This is a genomic window from Roseivivax sp. CAU 1753, assembly GCF_054482575.1.
In genome coordinates this window covers 133,489-153,628 of record NZ_JBTLRF010000005.1, presented here as the reverse complement: position 1 = coordinate 153,628, position 20,140 = coordinate 133,489, and the positions used below count along the sequence as shown (strand labels likewise).

At 66.2% G+C, this 20,140-nt stretch carries 19 protein-coding genes; 5 read left to right on the top strand and 14 right to left on the bottom strand.

Features of this window, described 5'->3' with window-relative positions; translation table 11 throughout:
- The first annotated feature begins 19 nt into the window (after window positions 1-19).
- Window positions 20-856, top strand: a complete 837-nt coding sequence (ugpE, locus tag ACXYMN_RS12310) for a sn-glycerol-3-phosphate ABC transporter permease UgpE (RefSeq protein WP_459014175.1) — start codon at window positions 20-22, stop codon at window positions 854-856.
- 2 nt (window positions 857-858) lie between these two features.
- Window positions 859-1,908, top strand: coding sequence for a sn-glycerol-3-phosphate import ATP-binding protein UgpC (locus ACXYMN_RS12305; RefSeq protein ID WP_459013973.1), 1,050 nt, complete (start codon window positions 859-861; stop codon window positions 1,906-1,908).
- A 33-nt stretch (window positions 1,909-1,941) separates the two neighbouring features.
- Here the strand turns inward: ACXYMN_RS12305 and ACXYMN_RS12300 are convergent, their stop codons facing one another.
- On the bottom strand, window positions 1,942-3,267 hold the full coding sequence (locus ACXYMN_RS12300; protein ID WP_459014174.1) for a GH1 family beta-glucosidase: 1,326 nt from the start codon (window positions 3,265-3,267) through the stop codon (window positions 1,942-1,944).
- Window positions 3,268-3,593: 326 nt separating this feature from the next.
- On the opposite strand from ACXYMN_RS12300, the gene cls reads away from it, so the two are divergent.
- Both cls and ACXYMN_RS12290 read left to right on the top strand, forming a co-directional pair.
- Window positions 3,594-5,012 carry a cardiolipin synthase gene (gene cls, locus ACXYMN_RS12295; protein WP_459013972.1) on the top strand — a complete coding sequence of 473 codons (1,419 nt, stop codon included), beginning with the start codon at window positions 3,594-3,596 and terminating at the stop codon, window positions 5,010-5,012.
- Between the two features lie 3 nt (window positions 5,013-5,015).
- Window positions 5,016-5,771 (top strand): endonuclease/exonuclease/phosphatase family protein, encoded by a 756-nt coding sequence (locus tag ACXYMN_RS12290; RefSeq protein ID WP_459013971.1) that lies wholly within the window; start codon window positions 5,016-5,018, stop codon window positions 5,769-5,771.
- On the opposite strand, the gene ACXYMN_RS12285 is transcribed toward ACXYMN_RS12290, so the two are convergent.
- Window positions 5,756-6,226: a hypothetical protein gene (locus tag ACXYMN_RS12285; protein ID WP_459013970.1), complete on the bottom strand. Its 471-nt coding sequence runs from the start codon at window positions 6,224-6,226 to the stop codon at window positions 5,756-5,758. The two genes, ACXYMN_RS12290 and ACXYMN_RS12285, sit on opposite strands and share 16 nt — an antisense overlap.
- Window positions 6,227-6,397: 171 nt before the next feature.
- Window positions 6,398-7,477, bottom strand: a complete 1,080-nt coding sequence (locus ACXYMN_RS12280) for a fatty acid desaturase (RefSeq protein ID WP_459013969.1) — start codon at window positions 7,475-7,477, stop codon at window positions 6,398-6,400.
- Between the two features lie 689 nt (window positions 7,478-8,166).
- Here ACXYMN_RS12280 and ACXYMN_RS12275 point away from each other — a divergent pair.
- Window positions 8,167-8,355, top strand: coding sequence for a hypothetical protein (locus ACXYMN_RS12275; protein WP_459013968.1), 189 nt, complete (start codon window positions 8,167-8,169; stop codon window positions 8,353-8,355).
- Window positions 8,356-8,476: 121 nt separating this feature from the next.
- Here the strand turns inward: ACXYMN_RS12275 and ACXYMN_RS12270 are convergent, their stop codons facing one another.
- The 11 genes from ACXYMN_RS12270 to ACXYMN_RS12220 form a co-directional block, all read right to left on the bottom strand.
- Entirely contained in the window at window positions 8,477-8,878 is a 402-nt protein-coding gene (locus ACXYMN_RS12270) for a hypothetical protein (RefSeq protein ID WP_459013967.1), read from the bottom strand.
- Window positions 8,878-9,612 (bottom strand): ABC transporter ATP-binding protein, encoded by a 735-nt coding sequence (locus tag ACXYMN_RS12265; RefSeq protein ID WP_459013966.1) that lies wholly within the window; start codon window positions 9,610-9,612, stop codon window positions 8,878-8,880. The genes ACXYMN_RS12270 and ACXYMN_RS12265 overlap by 1 nt, the downstream gene beginning before the upstream one ends.
- A 4-nt stretch (window positions 9,613-9,616) precedes the next feature.
- Entirely contained in the window at window positions 9,617-10,753 is a 1,137-nt protein-coding gene (locus tag ACXYMN_RS12260) for an ABC transporter permease (RefSeq protein ID WP_459013965.1), read from the bottom strand.
- Complete coding sequence (locus ACXYMN_RS12255; RefSeq protein ID WP_459013963.1) at window positions 10,750-11,913, bottom strand: efflux RND transporter periplasmic adaptor subunit; 1,164 nt, start codon at window positions 11,911-11,913, stop codon at window positions 10,750-10,752. Before ACXYMN_RS12255 ends, ACXYMN_RS12260 begins: the two co-directional genes overlap by 4 nt.
- Window positions 11,910-12,524, bottom strand: a complete 615-nt coding sequence (locus tag ACXYMN_RS12250) for a TetR/AcrR family transcriptional regulator (protein ID WP_459013962.1) — start codon at window positions 12,522-12,524, stop codon at window positions 11,910-11,912. The genes ACXYMN_RS12255 and ACXYMN_RS12250 overlap by 4 nt, the downstream gene beginning before the upstream one ends.
- A 182-nt stretch (window positions 12,525-12,706) precedes the next feature.
- On the bottom strand, window positions 12,707-13,021 hold the full coding sequence (locus tag ACXYMN_RS12245) for a hypothetical protein (protein WP_459013960.1): 315 nt from the start codon (window positions 13,019-13,021) through the stop codon (window positions 12,707-12,709).
- 67 nt (window positions 13,022-13,088) lie between these two features.
- Window positions 13,089-14,927 (bottom strand): Na/Pi cotransporter family protein, encoded by a 1,839-nt coding sequence (locus ACXYMN_RS12240; RefSeq protein ID WP_459013959.1) that lies wholly within the window; start codon window positions 14,925-14,927, stop codon window positions 13,089-13,091.
- 7 nt (window positions 14,928-14,934) lie between these two features.
- The gene (locus tag ACXYMN_RS12235) at window positions 14,935-16,506 is read right to left on the bottom strand and encodes an inorganic phosphate transporter (protein WP_459013958.1); all 1,572 of its coding nucleotides are present in this window, start codon (window positions 16,504-16,506) and stop codon (window positions 14,935-14,937) included.
- Window positions 16,507-16,736: 230 nt separating this feature from the next.
- A complete protein-coding gene (locus ACXYMN_RS12230) occupies window positions 16,737-17,717 on the bottom strand; it encodes a type II secretion system F family protein (RefSeq protein ID WP_459013957.1) in 981 nt (326 codons plus the stop codon).
- 9 nt (window positions 17,718-17,726) lie between these two features.
- Window positions 17,727-18,686 carry a type II secretion system F family protein gene (locus ACXYMN_RS12225; RefSeq protein ID WP_459013956.1) on the bottom strand — a complete coding sequence of 320 codons (960 nt, stop codon included), beginning with the start codon at window positions 18,684-18,686 and terminating at the stop codon, window positions 17,727-17,729.
- Window positions 18,686-20,137 carry a CpaF family protein gene (locus ACXYMN_RS12220; protein ID WP_459013955.1) on the bottom strand — a complete coding sequence of 484 codons (1,452 nt, stop codon included), beginning with the start codon at window positions 20,135-20,137 and terminating at the stop codon, window positions 18,686-18,688. Before ACXYMN_RS12220 ends, ACXYMN_RS12225 begins: the two co-directional genes overlap by 1 nt.
- Window positions 20,138-20,140 lie beyond the last annotated feature (3 nt).

Below are 20,140 nucleotides of genomic sequence, written 5' to 3'. Positions count from 1 at the left end.
GGCCCGCGACGTGCATGGCATGGTGGAAAAGCGCGGCGCGGGCCTGTGGCTGACGCATGTGTTCATGATCGCCGGGATCCTGGTGATCTTCTTTCCGATCTGGCTGGCCTTTGTCGCGTCGACCGTGACGCAGGCCGACATCATCCAGCCGCCGATGCCGGTCTGGCCGGGCGATCAGTTCTTCATAAACTACAAGAACGCGCTGTTTTCCGGCGTCAATGTGCCGGTGGCCACGATGTTGATGAACAGCATGATCATGGCGATCGGCATCGCCGTGGGCAAGATCGTGATCTCGCTCCTGTCGGCCTTTGCCATCGTCTATTTCCGCTTTCCGGCGCGCAACCTGTTCTTCTGGCTGATCTTCCTGACGCTGATGCTGCCGGTCGAGGTCCGCATCGTGCCCACCTACGAGGTGGTGGCGAGTTTCGGGATGCTGAACTCCTATTCCGGGCTGATCTTTCCGTTGATCGCGTCGGCGACGGCGACGTTCCTGTTCCGGCAATTCTTCATGACCATCCCCGACGAGCTGGCCGAGGCCGCCCGCGTCGACGGCGCGCGCCCGATGCGGTTCTTCTGGGATATCGTCGTCCCGATGAGCCGCACCAACGTGGCCGCGCTCTTCGTGATCCTGTTCATCTACGGCTGGAACCAGTACCTCTGGCCTCTCCTGATCACCACCGACCCCGAGATGAACACCATCGTCATGGGCATCAAGCAGATGTTCCCCTCGGGCGATGATTTTGCCCATTGGCCGACCATCATGGCGACCTCGATCCTGGCGATGGTGCCGCCGGTGATCGTCGTGGTGTCGATGCAGAAACTCTTCGTCCGCGGCCTTGTAGACAGCGAGAAATAAGAATGGCGACAGTCACACTTCAGAACGTCAAGAAAAGCTTCGGGGCCACGGATGTCATCCACGGTATCGACGTCGAGATCGCGGATGGCGAGTTCATCGTCATCGTCGGTCCCTCGGGCTGCGGCAAGTCCACGCTTCTGCGCATGGTTGCCGGGCTCGAGACGATCACCTCGGGCGATATTCTGATCGGCGGCGTGCGCGCCAATGACAAGGAGCCGATGGACCGCGACATCGCCATGGTGTTCCAGAACTACGCGCTTTACCCGCACATGTCGGTCGAACAGAACATGGGCTACGGGCTCAAGATCGCCGGGCTTCCCAAGGACGAGATCCGCAGCAAGGTCGCGGCGGCGGCAAAGCTGTTGCAACTCGAGGCCCTGCTCGACCGCAAGCCCCGGCAACTCTCGGGCGGTCAGCGCCAGCGCGTCGCCATGGGCCGCGCCATCGTGCGCGAACCGGCGGTGTTCCTGTTCGATGAGCCGCTGTCGAACCTCGACGCCAAGCTGCGCGTGCAGATGCGGCTCGAGATCAAGGAGTTGCAGTCCAAGCTCGGTATCACCGCGCTTTACGTGACCCACGATCAGGTCGAGGCGATGACCATGGCCGACCGGATGATCGTGATGAATGGCGGCGTGGCGGAACAGATCGGCACGCCGCTGGACGTCTACGAACGCCCGCGCACGCTGTTTGCCGCGCAGTTCATCGGCAGCCCCGCGATGAACATCCTGGATGCCGAGGTTGCGGGCGGCAAGGTGATGCTTGCGGGCGCAGCGATCGCCGATACCGACAAACGCCCGGGGCCGGTCAAGCTGGGCCTGCGCCCCGAACACCTGCACCCGGACCCGGACGGCCCGCTGGCGATGCTGGTGCAGCTGTCCGAACCCCTGGGGGCCAATACGCTGCTGCACGGACGGCTCGACCCCGACGGTCTTGCCTTCACCGCCAGCCTGCCCGGGGTGCACACGCCCAGACCCGGCGGCGCGCCAATGCACCTGTCGATCGACGCCGCGAACCTGCACCTGTTCGATCCCGACAGCGGCCTGCGGCTCTAGCGGTGTGACAGGCCGGGCGGCGGCTGCGCGATGTCAGCGCGCGAAGGCCCCGGCCAGCGCGTGATAGGACGCCTTGGGGGTACGCGCCTGCGTTTCGTAATCCACGTAGACGATGCCGAAGCGTTTGTCGTAGCCGAAGGACCATTCGTAGTTGTCCATCAGCGACCAGGCGAAATAGCCCCGCACCGGCGCGCCCTCGGCGATGGCGGACTGCACCGCTTTCAGATGATCGTCGAAATAGGTCACCCGCACCGGGTCGTCGACGGCGCCGTCCATCAGGTGATCGTCGCCCGCCATGCCGTTTTCGGTGACATAGATCGGCGTGTCGCCGGTGTACTCCGTCGCCAGCCGCACCAAGAGCGACCGCAACCCGTCGGGATAGATCTCCCATCCCATGTCGCTCTTGGGCAGCGGACCGGGGATTTCCCGGTAATGCGGCCAGAGGCTGCCCTCTTCGTGCCGCAGCGTGGTGCGCGTGTAGTAATTCACCCCCAGCCAGTCGATCGGAGCCGAGATTGCGCCCATGTCGTCCTGCCAGCCCTCGGGCATGTGCGGCGCAAGCGTGCCGAGGATATCCTCGGGGTAAGTGCCCCTGGTCAGCGCCTCGATGAACCAGCGGTTATGGATGCCGTCGAAGGTCCGCGTGGCGGCCTTGTCGGCGTCACTGGCGCTGGCGCAATGGGGATGGGCGAAGTTCAGCACGATGCCCGCCTGCACATCCGCGCCGCTGCCCCGGATCACCTCGAGCGATTTGGCATGCGCCAGCAGCACGTGGTGCATCGCCCGGCTGGCCGCACGGATGTCGCGCAGACCCGGGGCCTGAAGCCCGAGGAAATGGCTGAGCCAGGCCACGCACCACGGCTCGTTGATGGTGGCGACGCTGTCCATGCGGTCGCCGATCCGGTCCATCACGACGCGGGTGTAATCGGCGAACCGCGCGGCGGTGTCCCGATTGGCCCAACCGCCCTGATCGGCCAGCGCCGAGGGCAGGTCCCAATGGTAGAGCGTCAGCGACGGGCTCAGCCCGCGCGCGGTGATCGCGTCGGCCAACCGGTCGTAGAAATCCAGCCCCTCGGGGTTCACGATGCGACCGTCGGGCATGACCCGCGCGAAAGATGTGGAAAAGCGGTAGACGTCGAAATTGCCGTCCCGCACCAGGTCGAGGTCGGTCTCGAAGCGGTGGTAATGATCGCAGGCCACCGCCCCGTCCTCGCCTCGCACGACATTGCCGGGGGTCGCGGCATAGCTGTCCCAATGCGACGCGCCCGCGCCGCCGAAGGACGCCCCCTCGATCTGGTAGGCGGCGGTCGAGGCGCCAAGCTGGAAACCGGTCGGAAAATCCCTGCGCGATAGCGACAAAACCATGTGTGCACCTTCAGGTTTGCGGTGGTTGACATCGATCCGGACGGACCCGCGCGCGGCCTTGCCCCGCTTTCGGACCGACCGCGGCGAATAGGTCAACGCTAGCAGCCGCGACCGGGTGGTAAAACCCACTTCGCGGCGTGTTTCGCGGCTTTCCGCGCCGGGCCCGTGCCCAGTGCGTGCCCAGTGCGTGCCCAGTGCGCGCCGGGTGCGTGCCAAGCGCCCGTCGCACCCTTGCCCGGCCCGCAGCGATGCAGGCCTGCGGTGCGCAGGAATGCCGTTTTCCGCATGCACAGGGAAACGCTTCGGCCTACATTCACGCGATGATCACATTCGAATCCTATCTTCTGGCCGCTGCGGCGGTGCTGGTCCCCACGCTGATCTTCTATGCGGTGTGGCGCGCCATCGTCTCGTCGCGCACGCCGCAGGGGGCGGCTGCCTGGGTCGTGTTCCTGCTGGCCGCGCCATGGTTCGCCCTGCCGTCCTATCTGGTCTTCGGACGGCACAAGCTGCGCCGATACGAACGGACGCGCCTGATCTCGCACCAGACCACACAGGAAATCGAGATTGTCAGCCAGAACTACCCGCCCGCGCCGCGCGACGACGGGCTTTACCGACCGTTCGAACGGCTGGCCGGGATGCCGGTGCTGGGCGGCAATGCCGCGACGCTGCTGATCGACGGCAGAGCCACTTTCGACGCCATCTTCGCGGCCATCGACGCCGCCGAGAAATACGTCTGCGTGCAGTTTTATACCATCGTCGACGACGAACTGGGCAGCGCGCTGGCCGACCGCCTGATCGACGCCGCCAACCGCGGCGTGGCGGTGCGGGTGATCTATGACGGGGTCGGCAGCTACGGGCTGGCATCGGACTACCGCGCCCGGCTGCGCGACGGCGGCGTCACCATCCTCGATCCGATGGACGCACCCGGCCCCAACAAGCGGTTCAAGCTGAATTTCAGAAACCACCGCAAGACGGTCATCGTCGATGGCATCGTGGGCTTTACCGGCGGCCACAACGTGTCCGACACCTATGTCGGCAAGGATGCCCCCGGCGGCGACTGGCGCGATACCCATGTGGCGTTGCGCGGCCCGGTGGTGGCGCAGCTTCAGCTCGCGTTCTACGAGGATTGGCACTGGGCGACGCAGGAACGCCTTGACGTGGCGCTGGACTGGCAACCCGAAGCCTGCCCCGAGGACCTGTCCGCGCTGATCGTGTCCGCCGGTCCGAACGACGAGATGGACACCGCCGCGCTGCTGTTCTTCAGCGCCATATCGCGGGCGCGGCGGCGGGTGTGGATCGCCACACCCTATTTCATCCCGGACGATGCGCTGCTGACCGCGCTCAAGGCGGCAGCGCTTCGGGGGTGCGAGGTGCGGCTGATCGTGCCGGCCATGGCCGAGAACATGCTCACTTGGCTCGCGGCCTTCGCCTATTTCGACGAAATCCGCGCCGTCGGCGTCGAGGTCTATTGCTACACCGAAGGCTTCACCCACCAGAAGGTCGTAGTGATGGATGACGACCTTGCCGCCATCGGCACCGCCAATTTCGACAATCGCTCGTTCCGGTTGAACTTCGAGACCATGGCGCTGATCTTCGATACCGGCTTTGCCGGTCAGGTCGCAGCCATGCTGGAGGCAGACATCGCCAGAAGCGACGGGCTGGAGACCGATCTGGCTGACCAACCGCTGAAGGTGCGCGTCGGCGCGCCCTTCGCGCGACTTCTGGCGCCGGTGCTTTAGCGCATGTTGACATTGGCAAGCTACAACATCCGCAAGGCTGTCGGACTCGACTGGAAACGCGATCCGGCGCGGATCCTCGCCGTCCTGAACGAGATCGACGCCGATATCGTGGTCCTGCAGGAGGCCGACAAGCGTCTCGGCGCGCGCCCGTCGGCACTGCCGCATTTTCTGATCGAGCAGGAAACCGACTACGTGCCCGCCGATCTGGCGCGCAACGCGGTCAGCCTGGGCTGGCACGGCAACGCGATCCTTGTCCGGCGGGGTCTTTCGGTCACTAATCCGCGCCACCTGACCCTGCCCGGGCTGGAACCGCGCGGCGCGGTCATGGCCTGCGTCGAGGGGGTGACCGTGGTTGGAACGCACCTTGGGCTGATGCGCAGCTGGCGCCGCCGCCAGATGCAGCAGATCTGCGCCCATATCGGCCCCGAGACCCAAACCGCGCTGATCGCCGGGGATTTCAACGAATGGTCCGACCGCAAGGGCTTCGAGCCGTGGTCGCGCGACTTTAACATGGTTGCCCCCGGGCCAAGCTTTCACGCCTCGCGGCCTGTCGCGGCGCTGGACGGCATCGCCCACGGCACCGGGATCGAAATCGACGAGGCCGCCGTGCACGGCGGCTCACACGCGCGCGTGGCGTCCGATCACCTGCCGATCTGGGCCCGGCTGCGCCTGCGTCCGGACAGGGATGAGGCACCGCGCGACACGGGGGACGCGACAGATACGGACGCCGCAACGTCGCCCGATCAGGCCGCGTCGTAGTCGAAATCCGCCGCCACGAGCTTGTGAAAGCGGCGGTGCCGGTGCCCGTAGAACCACCGCGCATAGGCGGCGATCAGGGGGGTCAGAAGGCCCGCCTCGATCTCGATATGGTCGCTGTAGCGGGTGCCCGTGCCTTCGGGGGCCACGGTCATCACGTGATCCCATCGCCGGATCAGCGCGCTTTGTCCGTTGTCGCGCAGCTGTCTTGACGGTCCATCCGTCGCGGGGCGCGAGATGCGGACCGTCTGGCGCCCGAACGGGATGCGGCACCACAAGGTCAGGCGCAGGACATAGGCCCGATTGTCCCATCGTTCCGGCCACGCGGGTGGGTCCACCGGCTCGAAATACATCACCGGGCGCGCCACGAACAGGAACAGGCGCGGCGTGTTGATCGCGTCCCAGACCCGGTCGGGCGGCGCGTCGAGATGGGTGGTCAGAAGTACGGTTTTCATCATGTCCAAGCCTAATCCCTGCCATGCGCGTCGAAAAGCCACGATCGACAGCCGGGCGCGGACACCGCGCGGGCAAGCGCACGGCATGATCGCCCGCGCCGCAGAAACCAGAACGGTCGCCCCCTCGGGGCCGACCGTCCCGGTCGCTTGGATCGCTCGGATCGCTCGGATCGCTCAGGCGACGCCCTGGCGCACTTCCCGAAAGGTCACCAGCCGCTTTGCGCTTTCGTCCCAGAGCACGAGCTTTACGCATCCCAGGCTCTCGCGCAGCGTCAGACGCCCGATGTTGCCAAGCTCCGGGTGGTCGCGCAGGATCTGCGGCAGCCGGTAGAACGGCACCCTGCTTGCCATGTGATGCACGTGATGGATGCCGATATTGCCGCTCAGCCATTGCAGCACCGGCGGCAGATCGTAGTGCGAACTGCCGTGCAGGGCCGCGTCCAGGATGTTCCAGTCATCGCCCTCGGACCAGTGGGTCTCTTCGAACTGGTGCTGGACGTAGAACAGCCAGACGCCCGCGGTCGCGGCCATCAGGGTGATCGGCAGCTGCACCGCCAGAAACGGCCAGATACCCATGAGCCAGATCAGGATCCCCGCAGGCACCGCGATGAACAGGTTGGTCACCAGCGTCGACGCCCAGGGCTGCACACCCGCGCGCATCAGCCCGACCGGCAGACGGTACTGGCAGATGAACAGCCAGGCGGGCCCGAAGCCCAGCAGCACCAGCGGATGCCGATAGAGCCAGTACTGCGCGCGGCCCCACCAAGACAGGGCGCGGTATTCGGCGACGGTCAGGGTGGTCACATCCCCGATGCCGCGCTTGTCGAGGTTGCCCGACCCTGCGTGATGGACCGCATGCGTGCGGCGCCAATAGTCGTAGGGCGTGAAGGTCAGCACCCCGAGGATGCGCCCGGTCCAGTCATTGGTCCGGCGACTGGCGAACAGCGACCCGTGGCCGCAATCGTGCTGCAGGATGAACATCCGCACGAGGAAGGCGGCGGCGGGGATCGTCAGCACCAGCCCCCACCAGACGCCGTTCACGGCGGCCAGCGCGGACAGGGTCCAGAAGATCACGAAGGGAACGACGGTGATCACCAGCTCGAAGGTGCTGCGCAGCGGGCTGGGCGTGCGATAGCGTGCCAGCACCCGACCCCAGGCCCGGCTTTCGGCATGGCGTTCTGCAAAAGGGTTCCCGGCGGCACCGACGGCGGCCTCTGCGGTCAACGGGGCGTCAGGCATGGACAGGTCGTTCACGCGCGCCGACTCCTGAAGAGGCTCATGTGGCGGTCGCCCCGGCCGTGGCCGGATGGGCCCATGCGGATATACGGCTCGACAAGGCAAAGCCGGTTGCAGCCCTTTCGGGATTCGTCATTCGGTGTCCTCCAACGGGGCAAGTGCCGCGTTCCATTCAATCGCCTCGGTTGCCTCCGCGGAGTCGGGAACCGGGGCGGCCTCTCGATGTCGTCCGGCAATCCGGTGCGGCTGGGTTCGGCCCGGCGGGCCGCCCCTTGCATGCACCATCATACTGGTTGCCGTTTGCCGGCAGGCTTGAACCTCGGCTTCTGCAGAAGCTCGTCCCCGACGTGAACGTCATAGAGCGCTGCAACGCGTTCGTCCATATGGCCAGACATGTTGTGCAACACCGGAACCTTTGTGTCGCAGGGCATGACCTCGTGCCTGACCTCATGCCTGACCTGGGGTCGCGGGTCATGCCAGGCATATGGGGTCGGTGCCAGTGCATCGGTCAATTTTTCGGCATTCGCGGCAGTTTCGACGCGTGATCGCGTGACGTGCGCCCGCTTTCCCGCGCTGACCGGTGATCGGTCCCGACGGCTGACCGCCTGTCGCCGCGCATTCGCGGATGTGCTGGGGCGCGATGCGCTCTACAAGGTGGATGTGACCGAGCACGACTCACGCTCGGAGCGTCCATGAAAGGACACCCAGTGGCTATCCAAATGATCAAGACGCCCGAGAAGATGCGCACCGTACAGGCAACCTGCGACAAGGCCCCCGCGGGACCCGGAAAAGAGACCGCCGAACGGCTTCTCAAGACCGCGCACAAGGCGCATTGCGCGGAAAACGACGCCGAGATGCACAAGGCGCTCGACGCCGCCGCGCGCGCGCTGGCGTGACACACCCGGCTGACCCGATCCCCAGACCGCCTGACAAGTATCGGAAACGGTCCGACCCGACAGGACCGACCCGAACCGGCTGGACTGACCGGCCTCATGGCCTTTCACGCGCGCCCGTCGATCACGCCGGCGCGGCCAGCTTGCGCACCGCCACCCATGCAATCGCGATCCATACGCCAAGACGCAGGATCATCGCGCCGATGGTGCGCATCTCGAAGGCACCGCCCTGCAGGATGTGCAACCCGAACACCGCGAAGATCGCCAGGATCGCCACGACGAGACCCACCGACACCCAGACCGACCACCGCCGACGCAGCGCCAGCCCGATCCCCGCTAGCACATAGCCGAAGCCCGACAGGAAGTTGAACCACAGCACGAAGGGCACCGCGTCGCCCGCCGCCGCCTGGGCCGCCTCGCCGCCGAACAGCGCGCGCCCTCCGGACAGGACGGTCACGGCACCGAACATCACCGCGACACCGGCGGCGACCCGGAGAGCCCGGGATTTCAAGGATTGTGACGTCATCAGGTGGTCTCCTTGCTGTTGTCCAGAACGCCGTCCCGCAAGTGGAACAGATGGTCGAAACGGTCGTAGATCTTTTCGTCATGGGTCACCGCGACGATGCAGGCATCCTGTTCGGCGGCCAGCTTGCGCAGCAGATCCATCACGATCCCGGCGCGCTTGCTGTCGAGCGCGGCGGTCGGTTCGTCGGCAAGGATGATGCGCGGGCTGTTGGCCAGCGCGCGGGCGATGGCGACGCGCTGCGCCTCTCCGCCGGACAGCAGCGCGGGCATCGCCCGGGCCCGGTGCCCGACCTCGAGATAGGCGAGCAGTTCGTCGGCGCGCGCCTGCGCCTCGGCGGCGGACCGGCCCGCAAGCGTCAACACCAATGCGACATTGTCGCGGGCGTTGAGAAACGGCAGCAGGTTGTGGAACTGGAAGATGAAGCCGATCTTGTCGAGCCGGAGCTTGCGCAGATCGCCGCCGAGCCAGCGCGCGTCGAACACCACATCGCCGTCCAGCGTCACCTTGCCCTTGGTCGGCTCGATGATGCAGCCGATGATATTGAGCAGCGTGGTCTTGCCCGACCCCGACGGGCCAAGCAGTGCCACCACCTCGCCCGGGCGCACCGTCAGGTCGATGTCGCGCAACGCGTCGACGCGGGCGTCGCCCTCGCCGAAGTGCTTCGACACGTGGTCGATCTCGATCAGGGGCCGATCTGTGCTGTCTGTTCTGCCTGTGCCGTCCGTTCTGTCCATCGCCTCACCCTCCGATGGCCGTGGCCGGATCGACCTTCAGCGCCGCGCGCACGCCAAGCCCGCTGGCGACAATGCACACCACGATGATGATGCCGCCCAGCGCCGCTGCGTTGACCGGCTCCAGCACGACGCGACGCGGAAAGTAATCCTTGATCAGCAGGATCAGCAGCAGCCCAAAGCTCCACCCGACGAGGCCCAGCGCCAGCGATTGCTGCACGATCAGCCCGATGATGGTGCGGTCCGGCGCGCCGATCAGCTTCAGCGTGGCGATCTGCTTCAGCTTCTCCATCGTCATCGTGTAGATGATCAGCGCGATCACCACCGCCGACACCGTCAGCAGGATGCCCAGAAACAGGCCGATCTGCCGCTTGGCCCGGTCCACGACCGAGCCCAGCAGGATCGCCTCCTGCTGGTCCTGCGTCAGCGCCCCCAGATGCTTCCATTGCCGCACGTTCCGGGCCACGTCCTCGACATCGGCCAGCGGGTCGATGCGCGCGATCACCGCCGCCACCGTGGCCTCGCTGTCGGCAGAGGCCGCACCGCGCGCCGCCGCGACCCTTTGCGCGGGCGGGGCCAGTTGCGACTGCAGCACCTGCGCGTCCACCAGCGGGATGAAGACCGCCGGGTCGCCGCCCGAGTTCATCACGTCCTCGACCAGCCCGACCACCGCGAAGCTGTCGCGCCCAAGGCGGATGCGGTCGCCCAGGGCCAGGCCGGTCTTGCGGTCGGCCACCATCTCGAAATGCGTCCGGGTAATGCCGCGCCCCTGGGCGATGGTTTCCGGTCCGCCCGGATCGCCGGGGGCGTAGCCGATGACGTAGAGGCGCAGGGTCTTGCCCGCGTGGCTGGCCTCGACGGTCTGATAGGTGATGCTTCCGGCCTCGGCCACACCATGCAGCCGCGCCACCGCATCGCGGGTGTCCCCGGGGATGCGCGAGGCTTCGGCGAACGGCCCCTGGGTGCCGGATTCCACCACCCAGAGATCGGCGCGCGGGGCCTTCACGATGTTCAGCGCATCGGCCACCAGCCCGTTGTAGATCCCGATCATCGCCAGCACGACCGCCATCAGCAGGCTGAGCCCGAGACAGGTCAGCACAAAGCGAAACAGGTTGTGGCGCACATCCCGGTAGGCAAGGTTCATGGTGCCCCCCTGTCGACGATGCGGGCCCTGGCCCCGACAGCCCCGGCCCCAAGCGGCACCGCGACGATCCGCGCGCCCTCGGGCAGGCCGTTCACGACCTCGAGCCGCGCGTCCTCGGTGCGATGCCCGAAGGTGACCGGAACCTCCGCCAGCCGCCCGTCCTGCACCACCCGGATCCGGCCCTTGTGCCCGTCGAACCCCGTGACCGCGATCTCGGGCACCAGCAGCGCCTCGGCCAGGGTGGCGACCGTGATCCGGACCTCGGCCTGCTCGCCCAGAAAGATCCGCGGCGGGCAGCGGTCGCAGGCCACCCAGACGCGCCGTTCCTCGTTCACGCGGTCGCTTTCGATGCCGATGCGCGCCACCGTGCCGCCGAAAACTTCTTGCGGCAGCGACCGCATCGTGACCTCGGCGGTCTGGCCGACGAAGATATCCCCGGCGCGGGCCTCATCGACATAGGCCAGGGTCCAGACCGTGGCCGGATCCATCAGGGTGAAGATCTGCGCGCCCGCCTGCACCACGGTGCCGACCTCGGCATGGCGGTCGACGACAACGGCGTCGAAAGGCGCGCGCAACTCGTGATGATCGCGCAGCGCCGTCTCAAGCCGCAGCGCCGCATCGGCATCGGCCTTCTGGGCCCGTGCCACGCCGATTTCGCTTTGCGCAACTGCAAGATCGGCGGCGGCGACGTCAACATCGCGCTGCGATTCCTCGGCTGTCTGAACCGAAATCGTGCGCCGCTGCGCAAGTTCCTGCTGGCGGACATTGGTGGCTTGGCGCTGTGCCAGAACCGCCTCGGCGCGGGTCACAGTGGCGGTGGCTCTGCCAAGACTTGCCTCTGCCGCCGCGACCGCCGCCTCGGCGCGGGCGACGCGGGCGTCCTGCTCGGCGGGGTGCAGTCGTGCCAGCACCTGGCCCCTGGCAACCGAATCGCCGCTGTCGGCGGTCAGTTCGACCAGCGCGGCCCCGACCTCGAAGCCGATCCGCGACACGATACGCGCCTCGACGGTGCCCAGCCCGTAGACCCGGACCGGAACGTCCCGCTCTGCCGTGACCACGGTCACCGATACCGGGCGTTCGGTCAGGAACATGTATCCGCCGAACGCGGCCAGAAGGGCGACCGCGAAAAGCCCCAGACGGCGCGGTGTGAGCCGTTTCATGATACACCCCCCGCCACTGGCACCGTGCGAAGCATCGCCATCTGCGCATCAAAAAGCCGCATCCCTTCGGGCACCAGCGCAAAGCCGCGATTGCCCAGCGACCAGCGGATCGCCACCCCCTGGATGAGAGATATCAGCAGCGTGGCACCATCCGCGGGCGCGAGATCCGCCCGGATCAGCCCTGCGTCGCGGGCCTGCGTCAGTTCTGCCAGCAAATGCCCCCGAAACGCCGTCATCAGCGTCGTGAAGCGCTGACGCAACCGCGCGTTTTCGGTCTGCAGCTCGTGCGAATGCAGCAGCGCCGGGATGGCGGGATTTGCCGCGATCTGGGCAAACTGCACCGACACGAGCGCCTCCAGTCGGTCAATCGGGTCGGTCGCGTCGGCCAGCGCCCTGCCCCAGGCTGCGGTCATCTGGTCAGCGACGGCGTCCGCCACCGCCAGCCACAGCGCCTGCTTTGACGCGAAGTGCCGGAAGATCGCAGGTTGCGTCAGCCCGACCGCATCGGCCACCGCCTGAACCGTCAGCCGGTCCGGCCCCAATTCGTCGGCCAGGCGCAAGGCGGTCGCGACGATCTCGGCCTTGCGGTCATCGGCGGTCTTGCGGGCCATGGCACCTGTCCATTAGTGAGTGATCAATTACTAACTAAGAACCGCCCGCCTTCCAGTCAAGGGCCCGCGCATCCCGACCGGCGGGGCGCAGCACCGCGATCGCACCCACACCTGCGTGAAGCCTGCGAAATCGCAAGACAAACCGTTCCATCTATCCTGAAGCACGCCGCCAAACGCAAACCCTAGCCAGAGTTCTCGGTCCCGCCCTCCGGTGCCGGGGCGTCGGCTTCGGGCTGGGTCGGACCGCCCCCGCCGATCTGGCCAAGCAGCAGGTGCGCGCGCCTGATCTGCTCATCGGCGATCAGTTTCTTGCGCGCGAGCCGCAGCCGCTTCGACTCCTTGGTGGTGGCCTCGATCTCGGCTTCCAGCTGCTGTTTTTTCGTCTCCAGCTTGGCGATCACCTTCTCGACGTGGCTGGCTTCGATCTTCTCGGCCTTGCCCTGGGTCAGCCTTGCGTAATAGTCGTCGAGCTTGCCCGCGTATTTCTTCAGCCCCATGACGGACCCTCCTGTGATGGATGCACGATCGTTCGGGCGGTCCGCCAGCTCGATGCGGCCCGGTTGGTCATTGCTCCGCTTCCCCTGCCCGCGCGGCCTCGACGGCGACCACCTCGCCGACCTCCTCTTCGTCCAGCGCCACGATCCGCTCGACCTCGGCGACCGCATCGTTGGGCGCGGCGTAATAGGACCGCGCGGCACCGATCAGATCGCGCATGGCGTTGTAGGCATAGCCTGAATCGTTGAGAAACGAGGTCGCGGCGTCGGCGTCGAGACTGCCCTTGCGGATCAGCGCATCGACAAGACGGTTGCTGTTCCTGGCGTCCTCTTCCACCTGCGCCGCCTCTTCGTCGAGCCACAGGTTGCTGCGGTCTTCGGGGGCGGCGACGTCGAGCTTGCGGATCTCGACCAGGATGCGCGCGATCTCGGTGCGCAAACCGTCATAGACATCGGTCACCGCCCCCCGATCCCGCGTGGTATAGGAGGTCACGTTGCGGCGCAGGTGCTTGACCGCCTTGACCGCGCGCACGATCTGGCCAGCCACGTCGCGCAACACCTGGACCCGGTCGGCGACCACCGGCGGCAGGTCCTTGGCCCCGGTCCGGGTGGTGAATTCGACAATCGCGGCATAAAGCGTCTTGACCCGGGCCTCGTAGCGTTCGTCGAAGTCGAACACCACCTGGGTCCGGCTGTTGCGGACCGTGGCCGCCACGTCGCGGGACGCAAAAATCTCGTGGCGTCGCAGGTTCAGCCCGTGCGCGATCAGTTGTTCCGCGTTGTCATAAAGATGCTTGACCTCCTTGCGCATCGCCGCCTCGATGGTCGCGGGGAATTCGTCCACCGCTTCCGACAGGTATCTCGGGCGGCTCACATCCGGCTTCGGTTCCTCGATCAGCTTCTGGATCACCCCGATCAGCCGGGGCAGAAGCGGCAGCATGATCGCCACCCCCATCACGTTGAAGAGGGTGTGGAACATCGCCACCTTCAGCGCGAAATCCCCCTCGGCGATGCCGACCAGCGCGCTCAGCGCATCGACAAGGGCCTGCAGCGGAACGATCAGGATCAGCGCGAACACGGCGGTCGTCAGCTTGAAAATCACGTCCGAAAGCGCCAGCTGCTTGCCCAGGTAATTCGCCGTCAGCGATCCCAGAATGGCGGTGATCGTGGTGCCGATATTGGCCCCGATCGCCAGCGCCAGCGCGTTCTCGTAGCTGATCTGCCCGGCCGCCAGCGCGGTGATGATCAGCACCAGGGTGGCGTGGCTCGACTGCATGATCACCGTCGCCAGCGCCCCCACCAGCGTATAGACCAGCAGCCCCGCGATCCCGATCATCGCGTATTGCGTAAGATCGACGGTGTCCCTGAAGCTTTCGAACCCGAGCTTCATGTAGTGGATGCCCAGAAACAAAAATCCAAGCCCGGCCAGGATGTAGCCGAAGCCGCGCAGGTATTTCGACTTCTGGAAAACCAGCACCACGCCGATGGCCAGCAGCGGCATCGCATAGGCCGAGATATTGACCTTGAGCCCGAACCCCGCGATCAGCCAGGCACCGGTCGTGGTGCCGATATTGGCGCCGAAGACAATCCCGATCCCCGCCACGAGGCTGATCAGCCCGGCGCTGAGAAATGAGATCGTGATCACCGATATCAACGAACTGGATTGCACGATGGTGGTGGTGACCATCCCGAACGCCATCGCCCGCGGCATCGAGCGGGTGGCATAATCGAGGATCCGCTCCAGCACCCCGCCGCTGAATTCGCGGAACCCGTCCTCGAGCATCAGCATCCCGAACAGGAAGATCGCGACGCCTGCCGCGATCTCCTGGAATTCCGGGCTGAACCAGAACCCGGTCAGAAGCAGCGCCAGGATGACCGGCAGCAGTACCTTTTTCAGCGGGAAGCTCATCGCTGGCTCATGGCAGCATGATCCCCCGCAGCACGAAGTAGAACAGCGCCGCGAGGAAGCCCGAGACCGGCAGCGTGATGATCCACGCGGACACGATCTTGAGCAGCGACGCGCGGCTGACCAGTTGCCGCTTCAGCGCCTTCTGCAATTCCTTGCGTTGCGCCGCCGGGATCACCGCCTCGGGGCCCATGCGCTTCAACTCGGCCAGGATGCGCCGCTTTTCCTCGACCGGCGCATTCTGGAAATCCCGCAGCACCGCTTCGGTTTCCGTGAAATCCGGTTCGCCCTCGTGGCGGGCGAGGACATCCTCGACCACCTTGCCGATGCGCTGGTCAAGGAATTCGCGCAGGAAGCCGACGCCGAAGACCGCGCCCAGCGCCACGTGGGTCGAACTGATCGGCATGCCAAGCTGGCTTGCCACGATCACCGTGATCGCCGCCGACAGCGCGATGCAGAAGGCCCGCGACCGGTCCAGCTCGGTGATCTCCGAGCCGACCGTGCGGATCAGCTTGGGGCCGAACAGCGCCAGCCCCACCGATATGCCCAGCGCGCCGATGGCCATCACCCAGATCGGGATCGCGACCTTGGCATCGGCATCGCCATCGCTCAGCACATCGACGATACCGGCCAGCGGCCCGACGGCGTTGGCGACGTCGTTGGCCCCGTGCGCAAAGCTCAGCAGCGCCGCCGAGAAGATCAGCGGTATGGTGAACATCCTGTTGACCCCGTCCCGGTCCGCGCTGACCTTCGGGCCCATCCGGCGGATCATCGGTCGCACCACCGCCAGCGACAGCAGCGCCGCCAGCAGACCCAGCCCCAGGGCCATCGGGAACGACACCTGGACCACCTGCTTGAGCCCCTTGAGCACGAGGTAGGTGGTGAAGGCCCAGACCATGATCGCGATCATGACGGGCACCACCTTCACCGCCTGCGCAATCGGGTCCGGGCGGAAAAAGATCAGCGATTTCAGCGCATAAAGGAAAGCCGCGGCAAAGATACCGCCGACCACGGGCGAGATGACCCAACTCATGCCGATGCTGGTGACCGAGCTCCAGTTGACGATGTCCCATCCGGCGGCGGCGATGCCCGCGCCCATCACGCCCCCGACGATGGAATGCGTCGTCGATACCGGCGCGCCCAGCCATGTCGCCGCGTTGAGCCAGATCGCCGCCCCCATCAGCGCGCCCATCATCGCCCAGACATAGCCGTCGCCATTGCCCAGATCTTCGGGATCGATGATGCCGTTCTTGACGGTCTTGACCACCTCGCCCCCCGCCAGAAGCGCGCCTGCGGATTCGAAGAACGCGGCGATCACGATCGCGCCGGTCAGCGTCAGCGCGAAGGACCCGACAGCCGGTCCGACGTTGTTGGCAACGTCATTGGCCCCGATGTTCATCGCCATATAGCCACCGATGACGGCGGCGGCGACCAGCAGGTAGGATTGCTCGACATGGGCGAATTGCGATCCGGTGAAGACCATCACCCCGACGATGAACAGGATGGCCGTTCCCAGCCGTCCGACCTCTGAACTGCTGATCTTCGAGGCGCGCTCGATCTTCAGGTATTGCTTGATCTTCATCCCGTGTCCCTTTTGGCCCTGAACGGACAGATGCCGCGCAGGGCGACGTCACCCAACCGCAAAGCGCGCAAAAAGCCCGTGCCCCGCCTGGGCCCGGACCGATTCGTGCTGGTGCGATGATTGTTGCTTTCCGCGGGCTTGGTCATGACCCAGATCAATCGCAGGCGCAGCACGCGCAGGGCGGCGTCGCGGTCCTGTGGCCCGGTGACCCGGCGGCCCGGTGGCGCGGGTCAGCCGACCTCGAGATAGCGGATGATGATCGGCGTCAGGGTGATCAGGAACAGCGCGGGCAGCATCAGGACCGACATCACAGCGGACATCTGCACCGGCAGCTTGTTGGCCTTTTCCTGCGCCACCAGCTCGCGCATCTGGCGCATCTCGGCGGAATAGGTCTTGAGCGCGGTGGTCAGGCTGGTGCCGAACTGCATCGACTGCACGATCACCAGCGCAAAGGACTTGGCCTCCTCGATGCCCATGCGGTCGGCCATGTCGAACAGCGCCACCTCCCGGTCACGCCCGGCCTGTATCTCAAGCTGCAGCAGCAGCAGCTCATAGGCCAGTTCGGGCGACACGCGGCCCAGTTCATGCCCGACACGGGTGACAGCGGCATCGAACCCCATGCCCGCCTCGACCGAGATCTGGATCAGGTCCATGGCGTTGGGAAAGGCCAGCATGATCTTCTGACGCCGTTCACGGATACGGGTGTTCAGCCAGTAGCCGGGCACGTAGAACCCGATGGCCGCGCCGATGGCGGCGATCTGCATCAGGGTCAGGCCCGACGTATTGTCGACGACCCGTGCCAGCGCCGCGGGCAACATGTCGATGCGCCCAAGTCCAAGCAGTCCGAAGACGATGGCCGGGGTCGACAGGGCAAGCACCAGGCGGATGAGAAAGAACAGCTCGACCGAATCCGGTCGATCAAAGCCGACCTTGGCCAGCTGGAACCGGATCTGCGCGCGCTCCGAGGGGTCCTCGGGGATCAGTGCCTTTTTCCAGCCATTCGGGGCGGATGCCTCCTGCCCGCGGATCAGCGCCGGGCCGGTGCCGTTCAGCGCCATCGACAGGGCCCGCATGCGCGCCGCCCCGGGGTTGCGGATCGCCATGACGCCAAAGGCCCCGAAGATCAGCAGCGCCGCGGCAAAACCGATGATCAGGATCATCAGCCCGTCCTGACCCATCGTCATGGTGGTGAAGACGTCATCCGTGAACATGCTCAGGCCTCATAACTTGAAGGTGACCAGCTTGCGCAGCGCCAGAAAGTTGCCGACCACAAGTGCCACGATGGTGACAGCGATGGGCAGAAAGGCCGGATCGTCGCTGACATCGGTGTAATAGCCCGGCGAACTGAGCGAGGTGCTCACGAAGATCAGCACCGGCAGCGCCGACAGGAGATAGGCCGACAGTCGCCCCTCGGACGAAATGGCGCGGATGCGGCGGCGCATGACGATCCGTTCGCGCACCACCTTGGACAGCGTGCCCAGCACGTCGGCCAGGTTGCCGCCCGACCCGTGCTGGATGGTGATCGACACCGACAGGTACTCGACATCCTCCTGCCCGACGCGGTCGGCCATGTCGGCAAAGGCGTCGGTCAGGTAGTCGCCATGGCTGATCTGATCGGACAGGATGCGGAACTCGCGCCCGATCGGGTCGGCCATGGTGCGCCCCACATTCGCCACCGTCGCGCCGACCGGATGGCCCACCCGCAGACCGCGCATCATCAAGTCCAGCGCGTCGGGCAATTGCCGGGTCAGCGCGGTGATGCGTTTCTGATGCAGGCTCTTTAGATAGGCGATGGTGCCGAAGACGGCGATGACAGTCCCCAGAACCACGGCCAGCACCCCGTTCATCACGAACATCAGCGCCACCGACGCGCCCAGCGCCGTCGCGACCAGACCCAGCAGAACCGCGGTTTCGCGCCCCTCCATGTCGGCGTGACGCAGCAGCAGCCGGGGATTGCCGATCACCGGCCAGCTGCGCCCGATCCGCGCCTGGCGCTGCTTGAGGATGATGGCTTCGGCCTCGTCCTGCCGGGCGCGGTCGGGCCGGTCCTTGATGCGCGCGGCGGCGACCTGCTCCTGCCGGGTCTCCGGGGCAAAGACCAGCCGCAGGGCCAGCGCCAGCAGCAACGCCCCGCCAAGCGCGGCCGCCATCCATGTCAGAGTTTCGGGGCTTGCGGGCATCAGGCGACCTCGTCCATCGGGTGGAACGACGCGGCGGCCAGCGGCACGCCCGCGGCCATGATATCCTCGAAGCAGCGCGGGCGAATGCCGGTCGCCATCATCCGGCCCATGACGTTGCCCTCGGCATCGAGGCCCATCTTCTTGAAGGTGAAGATGTCCTGCATCATGATCATGTCGCCCTCGAGGCCGACGATCTCGGAGATCGAGGTGACCCGGCGGCGGCCGTCCGCCATGCGGTTGAGTTGCAGCACCAGCTGCACGCCGGACGCGATCTGCGACCGGATCGCCTGGATCGGGAAATCGCCGCCGATCATCATGATCATCTGTTCCAGCCGGCTGACCGCATCGCGGGCGGTGTTGGCGTGGATCGTGGTCATCGACCCGTCATGCCCGGTGTTCATCGCCTGCAGCATGTCGAACGCCTCGCTGCCGCGCACCTCGCCAAGCATGATCCGGTCGGGGCGCATCCGCAGGGCGTTGATCACCAGGTCGCGCTGCGAAATCCGGCCCTGGCCTTCGGCGTTGGCGGTCCGGGTTTCCAGCCGCACCACGTGGTCCTGCTGCAGTTGCAGCTCTGCCGCGTCCTCGATGGTCACCATCCGATGCCGCGGGTCGATGAAGGCCGACATCGCGTTCAGCATCGTGGTCTTGCCAGACCCCGTCCCGCCCGAAATCAGCACGTTCAACCGCGACCGCACCACCGCTTCGAGGAACTGCGCCGCCGGTTTGCTCAGCGCGCCATGCTCCAGCAGCTTGTCCATGTGCAGCGGCGTGCGCGAGAACTTGCGGATCGACAGGCTGGCCCCGTCGATGGCGCAGGGGCGGATGATGGCGTTGACCCGGCTGCCGTCTTCGAGCCGCGCGTCGACCCAGGGCTGGCTTTCGTCGATCCTGCGGCCCACGCTCGAGACGATCTTGTCGATGATGCGCAGCAGATGCCGTTCGTCGCGAAACCGCACCGGCGCGCGTTCCAGCATGCCCGCGCGTTCCACGAAGACATGATCCGGCCCGTTGACCAGAATGTCCGAGACCGTCGGATCGGCCAGCAGGGGTTCGAGCGGTCCAAGCCCCAGCACCTCGTCCAGCAACTCGTCGATCAGCTGTTCGAAGGCCGGACCGGGCATCAACTTGCCGATCTCCTGCAGATGCTGCGCCGACAGCCCGGCGATCTGCTTGCGCAGGTCGGTCTTCGACACCTTGTCGATCACCGCGAGGTTCAGCTGTTCCAGCAGCAGGTTGTGCAGGACGCTTTTCAGCGCGCTGTTGGGGTCGATGCGGATATCGGTCGACCGGCGTCTCGGGGTCGGCTGGTCGGTGGCGTTGGCGCTGGCGGGCATGGCCTGGCGCGCGGGCGGATGCGCGGCACCGGCACCGGCACCGGCATTGGAACCAGCACTGGCACTGGAACCCGAGGAGGCCGCATAGGGTGCCGTGTTGAAAGACCTGAACATGGC

Coding starts and splice junctions, on each gene's coding strand:
- ACXYMN_RS12235 (WP_459013958.1), bottom strand. CDS start 16,506: ATGAAGATCAAGCAATACCTGAAGATCGAGCGCGCCTCGAAGATCAGC.
- ACXYMN_RS12245 (WP_459013960.1), bottom strand. CDS start 13,021: ATGGGGCTGAAGAAATACGCGGGCAAGCTCGACGACTATTACGCAAGG.
- ACXYMN_RS12270 (WP_459013967.1), bottom strand. CDS start 8,878: ATGACGTCACAATCCTTGAAATCCCGGGCTCTCCGGGTCGCCGCCGGT.
- ACXYMN_RS12240 (WP_459013959.1), bottom strand. CDS start 14,927: ATGAGCTTCCCGCTGAAAAAGGTACTGCTGCCGGTCATCCTGGCGCTG.
- ACXYMN_RS12250 (WP_459013962.1), bottom strand. CDS start 12,524: ATGGCCCGCAAGACCGCCGATGACCGCAAGGCCGAGATCGTCGCGACC.
- ACXYMN_RS12225 (WP_459013956.1), bottom strand. CDS start 18,686: ATGCCCGCAAGCCCCGAAACTCTGACATGGATGGCGGCCGCGCTTGGC.
- ACXYMN_RS12255 (WP_459013963.1), bottom strand. CDS start 11,913: ATGAAACGGCTCACACCGCGCCGTCTGGGGCTTTTCGCGGTCGCCCTT.
- ACXYMN_RS12290 (WP_459013971.1), top strand. CDS start 5,016: ATGTTGACATTGGCAAGCTACAACATCCGCAAGGCTGTCGGACTCGAC.
- ACXYMN_RS12305 (WP_459013973.1), top strand. CDS start 859: ATGGCGACAGTCACACTTCAGAACGTCAAGAAAAGCTTCGGGGCCACG.
- ACXYMN_RS12265 (WP_459013966.1), bottom strand. CDS start 9,612: ATGGACAGAACGGACGGCACAGGCAGAACAGACAGCACAGATCGGCCC.
- ugpE (WP_459014175.1), top strand. CDS start 20: ATGGTGGAAAAGCGCGGCGCGGGCCTGTGGCTGACGCATGTGTTCATG.
- ACXYMN_RS12285 (WP_459013970.1), bottom strand. CDS start 6,226: ATGATGAAAACCGTACTTCTGACCACCCATCTCGACGCGCCGCCCGAC.
- ACXYMN_RS12260 (WP_459013965.1), bottom strand. CDS start 10,753: ATGAACCTTGCCTACCGGGATGTGCGCCACAACCTGTTTCGCTTTGTG.
- ACXYMN_RS12220 (WP_459013955.1), bottom strand. CDS start 20,137: ATGTTCAGGTCTTTCAACACGGCACCCTATGCGGCCTCCTCGGGTTCC.
- cls (WP_459013972.1), top strand. CDS start 3,594: ATGATCACATTCGAATCCTATCTTCTGGCCGCTGCGGCGGTGCTGGTC.
- ACXYMN_RS12230 (WP_459013957.1), bottom strand. CDS start 17,717: ATGTTCACGGATGACGTCTTCACCACCATGACGATGGGTCAGGACGGG.